This window comes from Paenisporosarcina sp. P4_B8 (assembly GCF_056402175.1).
Genome location: NZ_JBFUHX010000002.1, coordinates 100,525 through 119,138, shown reverse-complemented (window position 1 = coordinate 119,138; position 18,614 = coordinate 100,525). Strand labels below are relative to the sequence as shown.

18 protein-coding genes are annotated in these 18,614 nt (G+C 39.6%); 6 read left to right on the top strand and 12 right to left on the bottom strand.

The window, feature by feature from the left end; translation table 11 throughout:
* Positions 1-3: 3 nt before the first annotated feature.
* Positions 4-1,851: a translational GTPase TypA gene (gene typA, locus AC1DSK_RS02630; RefSeq protein ID WP_016427819.1), complete on the bottom strand. Its 1,848-nt coding sequence runs from the start codon at positions 1,849-1,851 to the stop codon at positions 4-6.
* A 115-nt stretch (positions 1,852-1,966) separates the two neighbouring features.
* Here typA and AC1DSK_RS02625 point away from each other — a divergent pair, with 115 nt between their 5' ends.
* Positions 1,967-2,152, top strand: a complete 186-nt coding sequence (locus AC1DSK_RS02625) for a YlaF family protein (protein ID WP_477546612.1) — start codon at positions 1,967-1,969, stop codon at positions 2,150-2,152.
* Between the two features lie 115 nt (positions 2,153-2,267).
* On the opposite strand, the gene AC1DSK_RS02620 is transcribed toward AC1DSK_RS02625, so the two are convergent.
* The gene (locus AC1DSK_RS02620; RefSeq protein ID WP_477546613.1) at positions 2,268-3,059 is read right to left on the bottom strand and encodes an inositol monophosphatase family protein; all 792 of its coding nucleotides are present in this window, start codon (positions 3,057-3,059) and stop codon (positions 2,268-2,270) included.
* 108 nt (positions 3,060-3,167) lie between these two features.
* Entirely contained in the window at positions 3,168-3,365 is a 198-nt protein-coding gene (locus AC1DSK_RS02615) for a hypothetical protein (protein ID WP_477546614.1), read from the bottom strand.
* Between the two features lie 156 nt (positions 3,366-3,521).
* Between AC1DSK_RS02615 and AC1DSK_RS02610 the strand changes: the two genes are divergently transcribed.
* On the top strand, positions 3,522-4,145 hold the full coding sequence (locus AC1DSK_RS02610; protein ID WP_477546615.1) for a YktB family protein: 624 nt from the start codon (positions 3,522-3,524) through the stop codon (positions 4,143-4,145).
* Positions 4,146-5,064: 919 nt separating this feature from the next.
* Here the strand turns inward: AC1DSK_RS02610 and AC1DSK_RS02605 are convergent.
* Together AC1DSK_RS02605 and AC1DSK_RS02600 are read right to left on the bottom strand one after the other, a co-directional pair.
* Complete coding sequence (locus AC1DSK_RS02605; protein ID WP_016427824.1) at positions 5,065-5,343, bottom strand: UPF0223 family protein; 279 nt, start codon at positions 5,341-5,343, stop codon at positions 5,065-5,067.
* A gap of 18 nt (positions 5,344-5,361) precedes the next feature.
* Entirely contained in the window at positions 5,362-6,318 is a 957-nt protein-coding gene (locus AC1DSK_RS02600) for an NAD(P)H-dependent flavin oxidoreductase (protein WP_477546616.1), read from the bottom strand.
* A 175-nt stretch (positions 6,319-6,493) separates the two neighbouring features.
* Between AC1DSK_RS02600 and AC1DSK_RS02595 the strand changes: the two genes are divergently transcribed.
* A complete protein-coding gene (locus tag AC1DSK_RS02595; RefSeq protein WP_477546617.1) occupies positions 6,494-7,963 on the top strand; it encodes an aminotransferase class I/II-fold pyridoxal phosphate-dependent enzyme in 1,470 nt (489 codons plus the stop codon).
* 60 nt (positions 7,964-8,023) lie between these two features.
* On the opposite strand, the gene AC1DSK_RS02590 is transcribed toward AC1DSK_RS02595, so the two are convergent.
* The 6 genes from AC1DSK_RS02590 to AC1DSK_RS02565 all read right to left on the bottom strand — a co-directional run bounded on the left by AC1DSK_RS02590 (position 8,024) and on the right by AC1DSK_RS02565 (position 14,883).
* The gene (locus AC1DSK_RS02590) at positions 8,024-8,869 is read right to left on the bottom strand and encodes a polysaccharide deacetylase family protein (protein WP_477546618.1); all 846 of its coding nucleotides are present in this window, start codon (positions 8,867-8,869) and stop codon (positions 8,024-8,026) included.
* Positions 8,870-8,979: 110 nt separating this feature from the next.
* Positions 8,980-10,392 (bottom strand): dihydrolipoyl dehydrogenase, encoded by a 1,413-nt coding sequence (gene lpdA / locus AC1DSK_RS02585; protein ID WP_477532527.1) that lies wholly within the window; start codon positions 10,390-10,392, stop codon positions 8,980-8,982.
* A gap of 4 nt (positions 10,393-10,396) precedes the next feature.
* Complete coding sequence (locus tag AC1DSK_RS02580) at positions 10,397-11,779, bottom strand: dihydrolipoamide acetyltransferase family protein (protein WP_477546619.1); 1,383 nt, start codon at positions 11,777-11,779, stop codon at positions 10,397-10,399.
* A 100-nt stretch (positions 11,780-11,879) separates the two neighbouring features.
* Entirely contained in the window at positions 11,880-12,857 is a 978-nt protein-coding gene (locus tag AC1DSK_RS02575) for an alpha-ketoacid dehydrogenase subunit beta (protein ID WP_477546620.1), read from the bottom strand.
* 3 nt (positions 12,858-12,860) lie between these two features.
* A complete protein-coding gene (gene pdhA / locus AC1DSK_RS02570) occupies positions 12,861-13,982 on the bottom strand; it encodes a pyruvate dehydrogenase (acetyl-transferring) E1 component subunit alpha (protein ID WP_477546621.1) in 1,122 nt (373 codons plus the stop codon).
* A gap of 256 nt (positions 13,983-14,238) precedes the next feature.
* Positions 14,239-14,883 carry a YkyA family protein gene (locus tag AC1DSK_RS02565; RefSeq protein ID WP_477546622.1) on the bottom strand — a complete coding sequence of 215 codons (645 nt, stop codon included), beginning with the start codon at positions 14,881-14,883 and terminating at the stop codon, positions 14,239-14,241.
* Between the two features lie 140 nt (positions 14,884-15,023).
* Between AC1DSK_RS02565 and def the strand changes: the two genes are divergently transcribed.
* Positions 15,024-15,572, top strand: a complete 549-nt coding sequence (def, locus tag AC1DSK_RS02560) for a peptide deformylase (RefSeq protein ID WP_342541865.1) — start codon at positions 15,024-15,026, stop codon at positions 15,570-15,572.
* A 46-nt stretch (positions 15,573-15,618) separates the two neighbouring features.
* On the opposite strand, the gene AC1DSK_RS02555 is transcribed toward def, so the two are convergent.
* Positions 15,619-16,389 carry a Cof-type HAD-IIB family hydrolase gene (locus AC1DSK_RS02555; RefSeq protein ID WP_477546663.1) on the bottom strand — a complete coding sequence of 257 codons (771 nt, stop codon included), beginning with the start codon at positions 16,387-16,389 and terminating at the stop codon, positions 15,619-15,621.
* Between the two features lie 277 nt (positions 16,390-16,666).
* Here AC1DSK_RS02555 and AC1DSK_RS02550 point away from each other — a divergent pair, with 277 nt between their 5' ends.
* Complete coding sequence (locus AC1DSK_RS02550; RefSeq protein ID WP_477546623.1) at positions 16,667-16,876, top strand: DNA-dependent RNA polymerase subunit epsilon; 210 nt, start codon at positions 16,667-16,669, stop codon at positions 16,874-16,876.
* A gap of 5 nt (positions 16,877-16,881) precedes the next feature.
* Positions 16,882-18,549 carry a ribonuclease J1 gene (gene rnjA / locus AC1DSK_RS02545; RefSeq protein ID WP_016427836.1) on the top strand — a complete coding sequence of 556 codons (1,668 nt, stop codon included), beginning with the start codon at positions 16,882-16,884 and terminating at the stop codon, positions 18,547-18,549.
* The last annotated feature ends 65 nt before the right edge of the window (positions 18,550-18,614 follow it).

Genomic DNA, 18,614 nt, shown 5'->3' with positions numbered 1-18,614 from the left:
CGATTAATTATTTTCTGCTGTTTTAGCTTTTTTTGTAACACGTTCACGTTCGTTTTTATCAAGAACTTTTTTACGTAAACGAATTGATTGAGGTGTGATTTCACAGTACTCATCATCGTTTAGGTATTCAAGTGATTCTTCCAACGTCATGATACGTGGTTTTTTACGTGTAGTTGTCGCTTCTTTGTTTGCAGAACGGATGTTATTGGCAGCTTTCATTTTCGTAATATTAACAGTTAAGTCGTTATCACGAGTATGTTCTCCAACGATCATACCTTCATAAATATCAGTACCTGGTTCAACGAAAATTGTACCGCGGTCTTCAATTCCTAGAATTCCGTACTCAGATGCTTGTCCTGTAGCCATTGCCACAAGAACACCTTTACTACGTCCACCTACGCGACCTTTTTGCATCGGTTGGTAGCTATCGAATGTGTGGTTGATGATTCCGTATCCACGAGTTAACGTCATGAATTCAGTAGTGTATCCAATCAATCCACGAGCAGGAACCATAAAGATCAAGCGTACTTGACCAGAACCATTGTTGACCATATCAAGCATTTCGCCTTTACGTTCACCCATTGATTCAATAATTGAACCAACATGCTCTTCTGGGACATCAATTTGTACGCGTTCAACCGGCTCACAACGAACACCATCGATAACACGAACGATAACTTCTGGTTTAGAAACTTGTAATTCGAAACCTTCACGACGCATGTTTTCAATCAGGATTGATAAATGTAATTCCCCACGACCAGATACAACCCATGCATCAGGAGAGTCAGTTGGATCTACGCGAAGAGATACGTCTGTTTCAAGTTGAGATTGAAGACGCTCATCAATTTTACGAGATGTTACCCATTTACCTTCACGGCCAGCAAATGGACTGTTGTTCACTAGGAACGTCATTTGAAGAGTTGGCTCATCAATACGTAAAATTGGTAATGCTTCAGGATGCTCAGTAGGACAAACCGTCTCACCAACGTTAATGTCTTCCATACCAGAAACGGCAATCAAATCACCAGCAGAAGCCTTTTGGATTTCCACACGTTTCAGACCCATGAAACCAAACATTTTAGTAACACGGAAGTTTTTCATTTTGCCGTCAAGCTTCATTAGTGAAACTTGTTGTCCCACTTCCATCGTTCCACGGAATACACGACCGATACCGATACGGCCAACATAATCGTTGTAGTCAAGAAGAGATACTTGGAATTGAAGAGGCTCTTCTTTGTTATCTACTGGAGATGGGATGTGTTCGATGATTGCATCATAAAGTACTTGCATGTTTTCATCTTGCTCTGCAGCAACTGATGAAAGACTTGCAGTACCGTTCATACCTGATGCGAAAATAACAGGGAATTCCAATTGATCGTCGTTTGCTTCCAATTCAATGAAAAGTTCAAGAACTTCGTCCACTACTTCTTCAGGACGAGCAAAGTCACGGTCAATTTTGTTTACAACTACGATTGGTTGCAAGTTTTGTTCCAATGCTTTTTTCAATACGAAACGAGTTTGTGGCATACAACCTTCATAAGCATCCACAACAAGTAGAACACCGTCTACCATTTTCATGATACGTTCAACTTCTCCACCAAAGTCAGCGTGTCCAGGTGTATCAAGAATGTTGATTTTCACATCTTTATATTGAATCGCTGTGTTTTTAGCAAGAATTGTAATACCGCGTTCGCGCTCGATATCACCTGAATCCATTGCACGCTCGTCCACATGTTCATTTGAACGGAAAGTACCGGATTGTTTTAATAATTGGTCAACTAAAGTTGTTTTACCATGGTCAACGTGGGCAATAATTGCAATGTTTCTTAAGTCTTGACGTAAATTAGTCATTGTTTCACTCCATATTCTTTTTTCGAGTCCTTAACTGTGTTATTATAGCACATGTTGTTACTATTTGTCTGATTTAGAATTGTAAGAATATTATCGCTTTTGTGGAGGGTACTTTGTGAAAAATATAAAATGGGTATTTGTACTATATTCCCTACTAGCTTTATTATCGATGTTTGCAATTGGAATATCTGTTGGTTTACGCAGTGTAATCGGTATATTCGCCAGTATTGCAATATTGATCCTTGTTATGGGATTCGGTTTTAAAACCAAAAAGAAAATGCGTGACGAAGGAACATTATAAAAACACTACGTTGCGAATAATATTTAAAGGAAGGAAGGAATGGATTTACACCGTTCCTTCCTTTTTATTTGGCTATTTTAAGCAATGCTCCTAAATGCATTTTATTAAATAACCTTTATTTAAGCGTAATATAATTCTCAATTAATGAATCGTGCAAACTTTGGCGTGCAACAATAAATGTATCTTGTCCTAAAAACTTTAACGGTTGTCCTTTTAAATTAGTGGCAATCGCGCCAACTTCTTCAGCAATGACAACCCCTCCCGCAACATCCCACGGCGAGAGTCTCATGGACATGTATGCATCAATACGTCCTGTGGAAACATACGCAAGTTCTAGCGCTGCAGACCCATATGAACGGATTCCGCGTACATCTTTGACCAATCGTATAAGACCTTCATTGTCAACATGACGATTCGGTACTACCCAACTCGCATTCATTCCAATAATTGCTTTGGAAATCGTAGTGGCTCCCAACATCGGAAGCGGTTCATCATTTAAATAGGCTCCATGCCCTTTTTGTGCACTGTATAATTCGTCATGCATGACATCATATATGTAACCGAAAAGTCCGATGCCATCTTTATAAATCCCTAATGATATGGCAAAATTCCGTTGTTGATGAATAAAATTCATCGTTCCGTCTATAGGATCCAACATCCATACGTAGCCTTCCAATGATTGAAGGGCATCACCGAAACCTTCTTCCCCTAAAATAGAGTGGCCTGCGTAATCTTTTCGGATATGCTGAATGAAAAATTGTTCGATTTCTTTATCCATATTGGTTACCAAATCATTGGCATCCACTTTAGATTCTATAACCAATTCATTTGTCAATGAGTGACGAATCTTTCTGCCTGCTTCTTTTATTAATGCTTTTGCATAGCGATCGAGTTGTTGAAGTTCCAATGGATTAGCCGCCTTTCCAAATCATTCTCTTTCAATTATAAACAAAAAAAGACCTGATGTCAGAAATAGACGATCAGGTCTGCTTACGTATAAGGACTGGTTATTTCACTAATGTAAAGCATGGAGAGCCTTAAGTTGCTTATGAATTTCGCCAAGCCTTACTTTGCTCTTGTCGATTTCCGCTTGATTTTTTTCTTGCATCGCATCGTACAAAGAGGCAAGTTCATAGTCAAGCTCTAATTTTAATCCGAAAATCATTTTTTTCTCAACATCCTCTTTACGAATGATGTGGACAACTTGTTTCATGTCTTACACCCCTTTTCTTTTATCTAAATATTCAGAATGTTTTTTATACAATATGGCACGAAGCTGGTTTTGTCAACTTCAAAAAGCTTACTTACAAGATTTTTTCCCATTTTTTGATTAAACTAAACATACGAAGTACGAAAGGTGGAAAAAAAGATGAAATATAAGTGGGAAAGTGAAGATTTTGAGGTCTTTCAGATAGAAGGATTAGAACATCGTATGCAAGCTTTGATTGAAAAAGTCCGACCAAAGTTCGAAGCATTCGGTCATACATATGCATCATTCTTTTCAAGTAAAACGGGCGATGAATTCTATCCGCATGTCGCTAAACACGCCAGACGATCCGTTAATCCGCCCAAGGATTCATGGGTGGCATTCGCACCATATAAACGCGGTTATAAAGCTCTTCCCCATTTTCAAATCGGTTTATGGGGGACGCATGTGTTCATTATCTTGGCTATCATTTATGAAGCACCCGATAAAGTACAAATAGCCGAGAGATTATTGAAAAAGAAAAGTTTATTTAAAAAACTACCTCAGGACTTTATCATTTCCGGAGACCACATGTCGCCAGAAGCAATTCAACTCAAAGGTGCTCATAAAGAACAATTGCCCTCACTGTTGACGAGGTTGCATGATGTCAAAAAAGCTGAGTTTTTAGTCGGCCGCCACCTGCCTAGCGAAAAGGCAATTGAAATGTCAGCAGAAGAATTTGCTTCATTTGCAGAAGAAACGTTCGAAGCATTACTACCAATTTATCATGTGATGGTGAAAAAATAACTTAACATATTTACATATGTCCTTTTGCGGCTAGCTCGTATAGATAATAATCAATAGGATGATAGTTTAACAAAGCCTATAATAAATGAGGGAATCTGCTCCCTTTCCGCGGACGAACAGGCAAGCCTCCTCGGACCAACAGGATGTTGGTCACGAAGGCGTTGCGTACGATGAACAAGAGAATACTACGAGTAAATAAAGGAACAGGGGATTATTTCCCTGTTCCTTTCAGCTTGTTGACAAAAGAATAATAATTAATATAAAAGTATAAAAATTGAGTTCTTATTTTTTGCAATCTATCGAAATAGATTGTGGTCGGCTATTGCTTTCGCTTTCCGCGGACGAAACGCTAGCCTCCTCGGCTCAGCTGTCTATGACAGCTGAACCTGTGGGGTCTAACTTATTTCGTTTTTCCGCAGGAGTCTTCAGAAATAGCCAACCACCTTCTAACTTATATATTTTGCAGAGACAGCTTACAGAAGCAATTTCTTTTGATTGGAGTGGAGGCGGCGGAAAACAACTGCTCCTGCGCTTACTCGTCGCAAAGATTAGGACCAAATATGCCTTTGGTCCCAATCTTTTCAGCGGGAACAGCACGAGCTAAAGACCCCGCAGGAAACGGATAGTGCAAATGTAAGTTTGCACTATTCGTTTGCGACGAAGCTAGCGAAGCGATGCAACGCACTTTCATGTTTCGAAGCTAGCAGAGCGATGCAACGCACTTTCATGTTTCGAAGCTAGCAGAGCGATGCAGAAACAGGAGCACCGGTTTTTCTAGTGACGAGGAGACTGAAGCCGTGCCCGCGAAACGCGTCCGCCGTAATGGAAATCAACATTTTCTTGCATAGGCTCTTTTTCAATAGTATACAGTTATATTCACTCATTTTTTGTTTGACTACAGTCTGAAAGGAACAGGGGATTATTTCCCTGTTCCTTTTATAATTGCGCCTTTAGTTGTCTCTTTCATTTTTTTGATGATTGGATAACAAATATATCCGCTTTCTTTTTCGAATTCTCTGAAGTAGGTTTTCTCTTCTGCCATTGAAGGAACCACGTCTTTGAATCGTCTATATTTTTCCATCAATACTTCTCGGTTTACGCCTTGTTCATATGCGTATTCTATGACTTCAAAAAATTGAACAACGGCAATAATCTCTTCCGTCGACCAATCTTTTGAAAATGGATATGAAAAACTCATGTTTTTTTCACCCTTTCTTTAATTCCATTTTACGCGGAAGTCTTCCGCTTGTGAAATCATTCTAGAAATTAGTTGTTCCACAGATGGGACATCATCAATCAATCCGGATACTTGTCCAGCCCAACCAAAACCATGTGAAGCATCACCTTTATAAATATATTGTTTGTTTGCTTCGCCACTAATATACTCTTTTAAAGCCTCGTAAGTAGGAGTCACAGCTTCAATTTCACGGATTTTTTCCGTCCACGGATTGATCAATGCGCGAGCAGGTGCGCCTATCGAGCGTTTGATAACAGTCGTGCCAGTTTCAGAACTATCTACTAATGCTTGCTTATAAACATCTGAGGCATGTACGCATTCTTTGGTCGCAATGAACCGAGTACCCATTTCAATTCCTTCAGCTCCTAGAGCAAGTGCTGCCATTAAACCTCTGCCGTCCCCTATTCCACCTGAAGCGATGACAGGAATGGACACAGCATCCACAACACGCGGTACAAGCACCATTGTTCCAACATCATCGCGGCCCAAATGCCCTCCACCTTCCTGGCCCACAACCATTACAGCATCAGCACCGAGTTCTTCTGCTTTTTGTGCTTGTCTTGTAGCAGCAACCAGCACGAGTTTTTTTATATCGGTTCCCTTTAGTTGATCAAAAATCGGTGTCGGATTCCCTCCAGTCATTGACACGACAGGTACCTTCTCCTCTATGGCAACTTCAAGCATATGCGAAAACGGCCGTCCCTGTTCACCAATTGCAAAGTTTACACCGAATGGCTGATCGGTCATTGTTCGTACTTTATGTATTTCTTTTCTAAGTGCCTCTGGTGATTCCAGGCTCATTGCCGTTATCTGACCAAGGCCGCCAGCATTCGAAACAGCTGCTGCCAAATCTGCATAGGCAAGGTAGGCAAGTCCACCTTGAATGATTGGGTATTTAATATGTAATAAGTCCGTAATCCGTGTTTGCCAGTTCATTTTTCAATTCCCCCTAATTAATTAATTGTATTATATTCGATTTTATTGTCGAAATTCCTCTAATATTTATGGTCATCTGCAGTTCTAAATGCTATAATTCACTTGTTTTTCATTTTCAATCGGTGTTCAGGACTTCTTGGATGCTGTCATTAAGAAAGTTGAGGTGGTACGACCATTGTCTCAGTTAGAAACCCCTTTATTTGATGTCTTGCTGAAGCATCGCAACCGACATCCTATTCAATTTCACATTCCCGGTCATAAAAAAGGAAATGGTGTTGATCCTGCTTTTCGTGAATTCGTAGGCGATAACATTCTTTCCATAGACTTAATTAATATTGCTCCACTTGATGATTTGCATTCACCAAAAGGTGCGATTAAAAAAGCTCAGGAATTAGCTTCCGAAGCTTTTGGTGCCGACTTTACATTTTTCTCTGTTCAAGGAACCAGTGGTGCAATCATGACAATGATTTTAAGTGTTGTCGGTCCTGGCGATAAAATTCTGGTACCACGCAATGTTCACAAATCCATCATGTCTGCAATTGTCTTTGCAGGTGCAATTCCAGTATTCATCCACCCAGAAGTGGATCCAGAACTTGGCATTTCACACGGTATATCTGCTGAATCGGTTGAAAAAGCTTTGGATGCTCATCCAGATGCAAAAGCTGTACTTGTGATCAACCCAACTTATTTCGGCATTGCTGCTGATTTGGCACGCATTGTAGAAATATCCCACAATCGTAATATTCCGGTATTGGTGGATGAAGCACATGGTGTCCACATCCATTTCCATGAATCTTTACCTGTCTCAGCGATGGCTGCAGGTGCGGATATGGCTGCTACTTCCGTTCACAAACTGGGAGGTTCGATGACACAAAGCTCAGTATTGAATGTTCGGGAAGGTTTAGTTTCTCCTAAGCGTGTTCAATCCATTTTGTCTATGCTAACTACAACTTCTACATCGTATCCGATTTTGGCTTCTCTCGATACTGCGAGACGCCAATTAGCTATTCATGGTCATGACTTATTAACAACGACCATTCGATTGGCAAAAGATACACGTAAGCGAATCAATCAAATTCCAAACTTACGATGTGTGGGCGAAGAAATTTTACGCACTTCTGCAACATACGATATGGATCCTACAAAATTATTAATCAGTGTCAAAAATTTAGGGATTACAGGTCATCAAGCCGAAGAATGGTTGCGAGAGAAAGCAAACATTGAAGTTGAATTATCCGATTTATATAATATACTCTGCATTGTGACGATTGCAGATTCCAAAAAAGAATTGAACTTGCTCGTCAATGCTCTTCAGCGCATGTCCCAATCATTCGAAGATGAAGCTGAAATCGTGGAAGCTTTTGTAACCATGCCAGATATTCCACGTTTAGCCATGACGCCTCGAGATGCATTTTATGCAACAACTGAAGTTGTACCGTTTGCAGAATCTGTAGGACGTATTTCCGCTGAATTTATTATGGTATATCCACCTGGTATTCCTATTTTCATTCCTGGGGAAATTATTACGGAAGATAATATCGCCTATATTCATATGAATATCGAAGCGGGCTTACCAGTTCAAGGTCCTGAAGACGACGAATTGAAGTTGATTCGTGTCATTAAAGAACATAAAGCTTTCTATTAATGCAACAAGGCTGAGACTCCTCTGAATAGGAGCGCTCAGCCTTTTCTTATTTGTAGGTCATTATTGCCCTGTTACACCTTGAATTGTCGCAGGATCAATCATGCCGTATCCTTTTGCACGTAAACCTTCCACAATCCCACCAAGGGCCTCGGCGGTCCATACTCGGTCGTGCATTAATAAGTTCGCACCGTTCGTCAAATACTCCGAGTTGACCATTATATCTTTCAAAGCATTGGCATCCTGATATTTTGATTCCCAGTCGTAGCCGTATGTCCAATTCATCAAAAGCATGCCTTGTTCTTTTACCAAAGCTTTACTGAAATCAGTGTTTGATCCGAATGGGGCCCTGAAGAACTTAGGTTTCTCCCCGATAATAGCTTCGATAGTTTCACTTACTTGCATGATTTCTGCACGCTGTTCTTCTTCAGTGAGTTTTTTCAAATCTGCATGCGTTTGCGTATGATTTCCAATAGCAAAGCCCATGTTATGTATTTCTTTTAATACCGCCTTTTCTTCATCACTATCCAAAAAGTGTCCATTCACAAAGAAAATGGCAGGTGCATTCAAAGATTTTAATGTTTTTGCCATTTTAAGTGAACGCTTGTCTGGGGCGTCATCAATGGTCAAAAGTACAACTTTGGAAGGCGCATTAGCAATTGGTTTGAACGACCAATTGGCTTCATTCAATGTATAGAGCGGTTCTGCTGGTGCAGTTTCTTCCTCAGAAACTTCTGCTTCATTTGCTTCATTAACTTCTTCATTACCTTTATCTTCTTCAACTTCTCCAACTTCTTCATCGACTTCCTGTTGTGTAGGCGCTGAGGTAGGTGTCTTCGTTTCTTCGTCCCCACATGCTGCCAACATTAATACTAATAAACTCATACTCATTAATTTTGTGTATTTCATGCTGTATCACCGTGACCCTTTCGATTGTAATTTTAGCATGTTTTCCCACTATCTTTCCATAAACGACAAAAAAAGCCGTACAGGTTGCCCTGTACGACTCTAGTATTACCTTATTTCGTAATGATATGAATTGGATGACCCATTACTACTTCAGCAGCTTCCATTGAGATTTCGCCCAATGTTGGATGTGCATGAATAGTCATAGCAATGTCTTCTACCGTCATACCCGCTTCAATTGCCAAACCAAGTTCAGCAATCATATCAGAAGCGCCCTGACCTACGATTTGAGCACCTAACAACAAACCATCAGATTTACGGGAAACAAGTTTCACGAAACCGTCTGTTGCGTTCAATGCCAAAGCACGACCGTTAGCACCGAATGGGAATTTCCCAGCCGTTACTTCAAAGCCTTCTTTTTTAGCTTGTTCTTCATTTAAACCAACTGTTGCAAGTTCAGGATCTGTGAAACATACAGCAGGGATTGCTAAATAATCCACTACAGAAGTTTGCCCAGCGATAACTTCAGCTGCCACTTTACCTTCATAAGAAGCTTTGTGTGCAAGTTGAGGTCCTGAAACTACGTCTCCAATTGCAAAAATGTTTTCGATGTTTGTACGAACTTGCTTGTCAACTTCGATCAAGCCGCGTTCGCCCATTTTAAGGCCGATTTCTTCAAGACCCATTTCATCCGTGTTTGGACGACGGCCAACTGTTACCAATACATAATCAGCTTCGACTTTTTTCTCTTCTCCGCCTGCTTCGTACGTAACTGTTACGCCTGAATCTGATTCTTCAACGCCTTTTGCTGATGCTTTTACAACAACATTGACACCTTTTTTCTTCAAGCCTTTTTTAACGATTTGAGTCATTTGTTTTTCGAAACCAGCTAAAATATCGCCGCCACCTTCAATGATTGTTACTTCAGAACCTAGGTTTGCAAAAGCAGTTCCTAATTCAGTTCCGATATAACCGCCACCGATAACGACTAATTTACCAGGGATCTCTCCAAGAGCTAAAGCGCTTGTTGAACTTAACACACGTTTAGAGAACTTGAATGATGGAATCTCAACTGGGCGTGAGCCAGTTGCAATAATCGCATGTTTGAATTTATAAGTTTGTGCTGAGTTTTCGTCCATTACACGAACTGTGTTTGTATCAACAAAGTAAGCTTCACCGCGAACGATTTCAACTTTATTACCTTTTAATAAACCTTCAACGCCACCAGTTAATTTCTTAACGACACTGTCTTTGAAAGCTTGCGCTTTAGAGAAGTCTATTGTTACTTCAGAAGCCGTAATACCCATGTCATCTGAATGTTTTGCTTGTTCAAAACGATGACCGACTGAAATTAACGCCTTAGATGGGATACAACCAACGTTTAAACAAACGCCGCCTAAGTGTTCTTTTTCAACGATCGTTACTTTTTGACCAGTTTGTGCAGCACGGATGGCTGCAACATATCCGCCAGGGCCTGAGCCGATGACGAGCGTATCTGTTTCGATTGGGAAATCTCCTACTACCATGTTTTTACGCCTCCATTAATAAAAGTTCTGGATTGCTAAGCAAACGCTTAATGTTATTTAATGCGTGCTGAGCAGTCGCACCGTCGATCATGCGATGATCAAAGCTCAATGATAATGCTAACACAGGAGCGGCTACAATTTCACCATTTTTTATGACAGGTTTCTCTGCAATACGACCAATTCCTAGAATTGCAACTTCAGGATGATTGATAACTGGTGTGAACCATTGTCCACCAGCAGAGCCAATATTCGTGATTGAACAAGAAGCACCTTTCATTTCAGAAGGTGATAATTTTCCATCGCGAGCTTTACCTGCAAGTGAGTTGATTTCATCTGAAATCGCAAATACTGATTTACGGTCTGCATGTTTGATGACTGGTACTAACAAGCCTTTTTCAGTATCTGCTGCAATTCCGATATTGAAGTAATGTTTTTGAATGATTTCGCCAGCTTCGTCATCAAGTGAACGATTGAAGTCTGGGAATTCACGCAATGTGCTTACCAACGCTTTAACTACGTATGGTAAATACGTTAATTTCACATTCTTCTCAGCCGCTAAATCTTTGAATTTCTTACGATGTGCAACAAGTTCAGTTACATCTACTTCATCCATTAATGTAACGTGTGGAGCAGTATGTTTCGAGTGAACCATTGCTTTTGCAATTGCTTTACGGATTCCTGACATCTTCTCACGAGTTTCAGGGAATTCGCCTTCTAAAGCTGGAGCTGCAGGTTTCGCAACTTTTTCAGCTTTTTCAGTGCTTACTGTTTCTTCATTTGCAACAACTTCATCTTGTGGAGTTGCTTCAGAAGTTTGCCCACCATTCATATATGCTTCGATATCTTCTTTCATCACACGACCATTTTTACCTGAACCGTTGACTTTAGAAATTTCAACATCGTTATCTCGTGCAAATTTACGTACTGATGGCATTGCAATTACACGACCATTTGGATCTTTCTCAGCCTTAGGTGCAGCTTTCGTTGGTTCTGCAGATGCTTTTTCAGAAGCTTGATCTTTCGCTACAGGTGTAGCTTCTTTAGCTACAGCTTGTCCAGCTTCAGCAGTAGCTTGAACTTGAGCTTCTGTTTTCTCTTCTGCTTTCGGTTCGTCTTCGTGACCACCTTTAAACTGAAGATCTTCATAGCCAGGTGCGTCGATGCGAATCAAGACTTGACCTACAGTCGCTATTGTACTCTCTTCAATCAGCACTTCTTCCACTTTTCCTGCTACAGGAGAAGGGATTTCAACGACTGCTTTATCGTTTTGAACTTCACATAAAATATCATCTTCGCCAATGGTGTCGCCTGCTTTGACAAACCATTTCACTATTTCGCCTTCGTGTATACCTTCACCGATATCCGGTAATCGAAATTCAAATGCCACAAAATTCACCCTTTCAGTTGTGAGTGTCTATCATCTTCAATTCCAAAAGACGGTCAAGAAACTCTACTTGCTAACTTGTACCGACTTTTTGAACTTCTTATTAGAATGTAAGTACTTTTTTTGCTGTTAGTACAATATCCTTCGAGTTCGGTAACCAAACTGATTCCGCTTGAGCGAATGGGAAGATTGTATCAGGTGCAAATACTCGTAATACTGGTGCTTCTAGACTTAAGATTGCACGTTCGTTAATTTCAGCTACAACGTTAGCAGCAATACCTGCTTGTTTTTGTGCTTCTTGAACGACAACCGCACGACCTGTTTTTTCAACAGATGCAATGATTGTTTCAATATCCAAAGGTTGAACAGTACGTAAATCGATGACTTCTACTGAGTAGTTTTCTTTTTCAAGTTCTTCTGCAGCTTTCAAGCTATCGTGTACCATTGCACCATAAGCAATAATTGTTAAGTCTGTACCTTCACGTTTTACTTCCGCTTTACCCAAAGGAATTGTGTATTCTTCTTCAGGTACTTCTTCACGGAATGAACGGTATAATTTCATGTGCTCCAAGAAAATAACTGGGTCATTATCACGGATTGCAGAAATTAATAATCCTTTTGCATCGTAAGGAGAAGATGGAATAACTACTTTCAAACCAGGTTGAGAAGCAACTAGACCCTCTAAGCTGTCAGCATGCATTTCAGGAGTATGAACGCCTCCACCAAATGGAGAACGGATTGTTACCGGCGCACTGTATTTGCCTCCACTGCGGAAACGCATACGAGCCAATTGACCACTGATTGAATCCATTACTTCATAAACGAAACCGAAGAATTGGATTTCCGGTACTGGACGGAAGCCTTCAAGTGAAAGACCAACCGCTAAGCCACCGATTCCTGATTCAGCAAGTGGTGTATCAAATACACGGTCTTCACCGAACTCTTTTTGTAGACCTTCAGTTGCACGGAATACACCGCCGTTATTTCCAACGTCTTCACCGAAGACGAGGACGTTTTCATCATTCTTCAGCTCTGTACGGAGTGCATCCGTAATTGCTTGAATCATCGTCATTTGTGCCATCGGTTACTTCGACTCCTTCTCTTTGTAAAGTTCATATTGTTCTTTTAAGTGATATGGCATTTCTACGTTTGGATCGTACATAATTTCCATTAGATCCGTCACTTTTTGTTTTGGAGCAGCATCAGCTGTTTTAATGGCATCTTTGATTTCTTCTTTAGCTTGTTCGATCACTTCATTTTCTTTTTCTTCATTCCAAAGATCTTTTGCTTCTAAATAAGCACGGAATCGAACTAATGGATCTTTCTTTTCCCACTCTGAATCCGTATCAGATGTACGGTAACGTGTCGGGTCATCCCCAGCCATCGTATGTGGTCCATAACGGTAACATAATGTTTCAATTAATGTTGGGCCTTCACCATTTACTGCACGTTCACGAGCGTCGCGTGTTGCGACATAAACTGCCAATGGATCCATTCCATCAACTAGGATACTTGGAATACCTGCTGCAATCCCTTTTTGTGCGATTGTTTTAGCAGCAGTTTGCAATTCACGTGGAGTAGAGATTGCAAATTGGTTATTTTGAACAATGAAAATAGCTGGAGAGCGGAAAGCACCTGCAAAGTTAATACCTTCGTAGAAGTCACCTTGCGAAGAACCACCGTCACCTGTGTAAGTCACAGCAACTGATTTTTTCCCGCGTTTTTGCATTCCAAGAGCAACACCTGCAGCTTGGATGAATTGAGCACCAATAATGATTTGTGGTGGGAATACTTTCACGTTTTCAGGAATCTGATTCCCCATGAAGTGTCCTCTTGAGAATAGGAACGCTTGTGAAAGTGGCAATCCGTGCCAGATCATTTGAGGTACATCGCGGTACCCTGGTAGGATGAAATCTTCTTTTTCAAGAGCATAATGAGAAGCTAATTGAGAAGCTTCTTGCCCAGCTGTTGGTGCATAGAAACCTAAACGACCTTGTCTGTTTAAAGAAATAGAACGTTGGTCAAGAATACGTGTATACACCATGCGGCGCATTAACTCGACTAATTCATCATTTGATAAATTTGGATCTGCGTCTTTGTTAACAATTTCGCCTTCTTCATTCAAAATCTGAAACATTTCAAATTTTTCTTCGATCGCTTGAAGTGTTTCTACTGGTCCTAATTGCTTGGCATTTTTTGCAGCCATGTTAACACCTCTCCTTAAGTAACTGTATTAAAGCAAGTATAAAAATCGAGTGATACAATGTTCATTCTTTCCTAGTATACTCAACTTTATTTTCGTGGTCAATCATTGGAAACTCTAGTGAAATATGAGCTTACCAATGACGGACTATTCACATTCCTTAAATCTGTACTAGTACAAATAAAACTCTGTATTATAAAAAGGAATCGACTGTAAACCTCTACATCGCACAAAAAAACGACCTCAAATCGAGGTCGTTTTACTTTTCTTCTTGTAATGAGTCATACACAGACTCTTTCTGTTCATTTATTTGTTTTGTTGCATCATTGAAAGCATTAATCGCTGATTGAACAAGTTCGTTTTGCACATTGACTTTCGTTACATGTTCCTGAAGTTCTTCTTGTTGAGTTTCTTCATTCGCTAGCATTTCATATAACTCACTTTGTAAGTCAGTTAATTTTTGATATTCATCATTTACAACATCATGTGCTTCATATCGCGCATCCATTGCAGCTTGTAATTCAGATACCGAAGATTTGATTTGATCTTCTTTTGCCTCTTCTACTATTTTATCTAATGAAGAAAGTGATTTTTGAGCGCCTTTAATCGAATCATTCTCTTCTTTTAATAGAGTTAATCTTTCAGTTAATGATAATTTCATTTCTTCAACTTTTGCACCGACTTTTTCTTTCTGTTCTTGAGTAAGTTCCATCGTTTGGTTAAAAGTCAGTTGTTCTTTCTTTTCTAATTCAGCCAATTTTGCTTGTGCGTCACGATATCCTTGTTCTTCTTCATATACTTTAGTTAATGAATCGGATAATTGCTGCTCAACAGATGTTCCTATTGAACATGCAGAGAGTAATAGTGAAGTAGTCAAAACGGTACCAATTACAATTTTTTTCATTTCATAACCTCCCAAATCTTTTTTTACTATAGACCTTCAAGTGAAAAATTTCAACTTCACTAAATTCGTCATTTTCGTTTGCACAAGGGCTAACCTTCGCTATACTAATTAAAGACTGAAAGTAGGAAAGGAAGACCACGATGTTTGTAATGAAAGATATTATCCGCGAAGGACATCCAACTTTGCGAAAAAAAGCGCAGGAAGTAGATTTCCCTCTATGCACTGAAGACGCCAAATTGGCACAGGACTTATTGGACTATGTGAAAAACAGTCAAGATTCGGAAATGGTGGGACGATATGACTTGCGTCCTGGAATCGGAATAGCTGCACCCCAAGTCAATGTATCAAAGCGTATGTTTGCACTTCACTTACCGGACGATGAATTAAGTCTAGTTGCCATAAATCCAAAAATAATCAGTCACTCAGTTGAAAAAACGTATATTACTGTTGGAGAAGGTTGTTTATCTGTTGACCGTGCAATAGAAGGTTATGTTCCTAGATATGCACGCATAACCGCTAAAGGTATTTATCCAGATGGAAAAGAATTCAAACTGCGTTTAAAGGGTTTACCAGCAATCGCTTTTCAACACGAGTTGGATCACTTGAACGGGATTATGTTTTTCGATCACATAAACAAGAAAAATCCATTTGAAGAAATCCCTGATGCTGTTCCTTATGAACGAAAATAATAAAGGTTCCCAAAAATTTTGGGAACCTTTTTGCTGTCTATTTGAATTAAATAAGCTTTAAATATCTCATGGCATTTACTAAACCATCTTCGTCAACATGGGTGGTAACATATTTAGCACGTTTCAACGCTTCTTCATGTCCATTCCCCATACAAACGCCAAAACCTACCGCCTCCAACATTTCGATATCATTCAGTCCGTCTCCAAAAGCAATCGTGTCTTCAACTGCGATTTGAAGTTTTTCACATAAAAAATATACAGCGTTGGCTTTTGAAGCCCCTTTTGGCAAAATATCCGTGGATACACGATGCCATCTGACAAATTTCAAAAGCGGGAAATTTTCTTTGTATGCCTTTTCTTCTTCTAAAGAGCAAAATAAAAGCGCTTGATAAATTTTTTGATTAAGATAAAAATCTTTTTCGAAAGCAGGATGAGGAAACTTCAGGGTACTGATGCTTTCTTCCACATGAGGATGATATGTACTAGAGGCAATCATTTTTTCGGCATTCATATATACCATGGGATGATTTTTGATTTCCGCGTAGGCCGATACCGACTTGAGTAGTTCAAGATCAATTTGTGTTTTGGACACCACTTCACCTTTATAGACAATATATTGACCGTTAAAACATATGTACGAGTCAATCTCTAATTCTTTTAGAACATCCTGAATCATAAAAGGTGCTCGTCCAGTAGCGATAAAAACTTCATGCCCGTTTTTTCGAGCTTCGAATACTGCTTCTTTCGCTTTGATAGGTAATTTTTTATCGGAATTATATAAGGTTCCGTCAATATCAAAAAACAATACTTTTTTCAATACTTTCATCCTTTCTTTTGTCCTCCAGTCTACTAAAGACGTGAACCCTTTACAAAAGTTGCAATTTTCTGTATAATGATGTATAAGGAGTGATTTGCCATGTTAAAGCGTCTAAAAAAGAAATTATTGAGACGGTTGGGCGGCATACTCGGGAAAAAATCGATCGCTTAATTTTTTGCCCTGCTATTTATAGTAGGGCTTTTCTTTATTTTAAAAGGCGCTCGTGATAATATAAAGAGAATGTAATTATTTTGAACGTGAAAAAGGAGAGCAAAACATGATTTACAAAGTTTATTATCAAGAAAACGTGCTTGAAGTGCCAGTTCGCGAAAACACAAAAAGCCTTTATATCGAAGCATCCTCTGAACGTGAAGTTCGTTACGCTTTAAAGGATCGCAAGTATAATATCGAATTCGTTCAGCTACTAGAAGGTAATCATTTATCTTACGAACAAGCTAGCGAAAACTATAATGTGGAGAAACTTTAATCCACATGAAATTTGTTAAGAATGATCAAACAGCGGTTTTCGCACTCGGCGGACTGGGCGAAATCGGTAAAAACACTTATGGTGTTCAATTCCAAGATGAAATAATTTTAATTGATGCAGGTATTAAATTCCCTGAAGATGATTTACTCGGGATTGATTATGTTATTCCTGATTACACGTACCTTGTGAAAAATGTAGACAAGATTAAAGGTCTATTTATTACACACGGTCACGAAGATCACATCGGTGGAATTCCCTATTTGCTGAAACAATTAAATATCCCTGTTTACGGAGGCAAACTTGCACTAGGTTTACTGCGAAATAAATTAGAAGAACATGGTTTATTGCGTACAACTAAAATGCATGTAATCGCTGAAGAAGACGTGATTAAATTCAGAAAAACTTCAGTGAGTTTCTTCCGTACAACGCACAGTATTCCGGATGCATACGGCATCGTAGTTAAAACACCACCCGGCAATGTTGTACATACAGGAGATTTTAAATTCGATTTCACACCCGTTGGTGAACCAGCTAACTTAACCAAAATGGCTGAAATTGGCCGAGACGGCGTGCTGTGTTTGCTTTCTGATAGTACAAATGCAGAAGTACCAAATTTCACAATGTCAGAGCGTAAAGTTGGCGAAAGCTTGTCGGAAATTTTCCGTAAAGTTGATGGTCGCATCATTTTCGCAACTTTTGCGTCAAACATTCATCGCTTACAACAAGTAACGGAAGCGGCTGTCCATCACGGACGTAAAATTGCTGTTTTTGGACGTAGTATGGATAACGCCATTACAATCGGACGTGAACTTGGCTATATTACTGCACCGAAAGAAACATTCGTCGATGCGCAATCATTGAACCGTTTACCTGCGAATGAAGTCATGATTTTATGTACAGGTAGCCAAGGTGAACCGATGGCAGCGTTATCGAGAATTGCAAACGGTACACACCGACAAATTCAAATTCAACCAGCGGATACGGTAATTTTCTCTTCTTCACCGATTCCTGGTAATCGTACAAGCGTCAATCGAACAATCAACTTATTGTTCCGTGCAGGAGCAGATGTTATTCATGGTTCATTGAATAACATTCACACTTCAGGTCATGGTTCCCAAGAAGAACAGAAATTGATGTTACGTTTAATGAAACCTAAATTCTTTATGCCGATTCATGGTGAGTATCGTATGTTGAAAATGCATACGGAACTTGCTGTTGATTGTGACGTGGAGCCGGAAAATACTTTCATCATGGAAAACGGTGATGTATTGGCACTTAGCCAAAACCAAGCAGCAGTCGCTGGTCGCATTCCTTCAGGTGATGTTTATATCGATGGTAGCGGCATTGGTGATATCGGTAATATTGTTTTACGCGATCGCCGAATTCTTTCAGAAGAAGGCTTAGTCATTGTTGTTGTAAGCACAGATCAAGAACGTCAGAAAATTGTTTCTGGTCCAGATATTATTTCTCGTGGTTTCGTTTACATGCGTGAATCAGGTGCAATGATCAATGAAGCACAACATATGTTAAATCGCCATTTACAAAAAACAATTCAATCCAAGGCAACCCCTTGGTCAGAATTGAAAAATGAAATAACCGATGTATTAGGACCGTATTTATACGAAAAAACAAAACGTCGTCCAATGATTCTACCAATTATAATGGAAGTTTAATACTATTTAAAAAGCTGTGCCACCAACACATTATGTGTTAGTGGCACAGCTTTTGTTTTAGAAGG

What these genes read in the sequence shown, in the direction of transcription:
- AC1DSK_RS02590 (WP_477546618.1), bottom strand. Translation starts at nt 8,869, where the DNA reads ATGAAATACACAAAATTAATGAGTATGAGTTTATTAGTATTAATGTTG.
- lpdA (WP_477532527.1), bottom strand. Translation starts at nt 10,392, where the DNA reads ATGGTAGTAGGAGATTTCCCAATCGAAACAGATACGCTCGTCATCGGC.
- AC1DSK_RS02605 (WP_016427824.1), bottom strand. Translation starts at nt 5,343, where the DNA reads ATGAGTTTTTCATATCCATTTTCAAAAGATTGGTCGACGGAAGAGATT.
- AC1DSK_RS02575 (WP_477546620.1), bottom strand. Translation starts at nt 12,857, where the DNA reads ATGGCACAAATGACGATGATTCAAGCAATTACGGATGCACTCCGTACA.
- AC1DSK_RS02610 (WP_477546615.1), top strand. Translation starts at nt 3,522, where the DNA reads ATGAAATATAAGTGGGAAAGTGAAGATTTTGAGGTCTTTCAGATAGAA.
- typA (WP_016427819.1), bottom strand. Translation starts at nt 1,851, where the DNA reads ATGACTAATTTACGTCAAGACTTAAGAAACATTGCAATTATTGCCCAC.
- rnjA (WP_016427836.1), top strand. Translation starts at nt 16,882, where the DNA reads ATGAAATTTGTTAAGAATGATCAAACAGCGGTTTTCGCACTCGGCGGA.
- def (WP_342541865.1), top strand. Translation starts at nt 15,024, where the DNA reads ATGTTTGTAATGAAAGATATTATCCGCGAAGGACATCCAACTTTGCGA.
- AC1DSK_RS02565 (WP_477546622.1), bottom strand. Translation starts at nt 14,883, where the DNA reads ATGAAAAAAATTGTAATTGGTACCGTTTTGACTACTTCACTATTACTC.
- AC1DSK_RS02600 (WP_477546616.1), bottom strand. Translation starts at nt 6,318, where the DNA reads ATGAACTGGCAAACACGGATTACGGACTTATTACATATTAAATACCCA.
- pdhA (WP_477546621.1), bottom strand. Translation starts at nt 13,982, where the DNA reads ATGGCTGCAAAAAATGCCAAGCAATTAGGACCAGTAGAAACACTTCAA.
- AC1DSK_RS02550 (WP_477546623.1), top strand. Translation starts at nt 16,667, where the DNA reads ATGATTTACAAAGTTTATTATCAAGAAAACGTGCTTGAAGTGCCAGTT.
- AC1DSK_RS02615 (WP_477546614.1), bottom strand. Translation starts at nt 3,365, where the DNA reads ATGAAACAAGTTGTCCACATCATTCGTAAAGAGGATGTTGAGAAAAAA.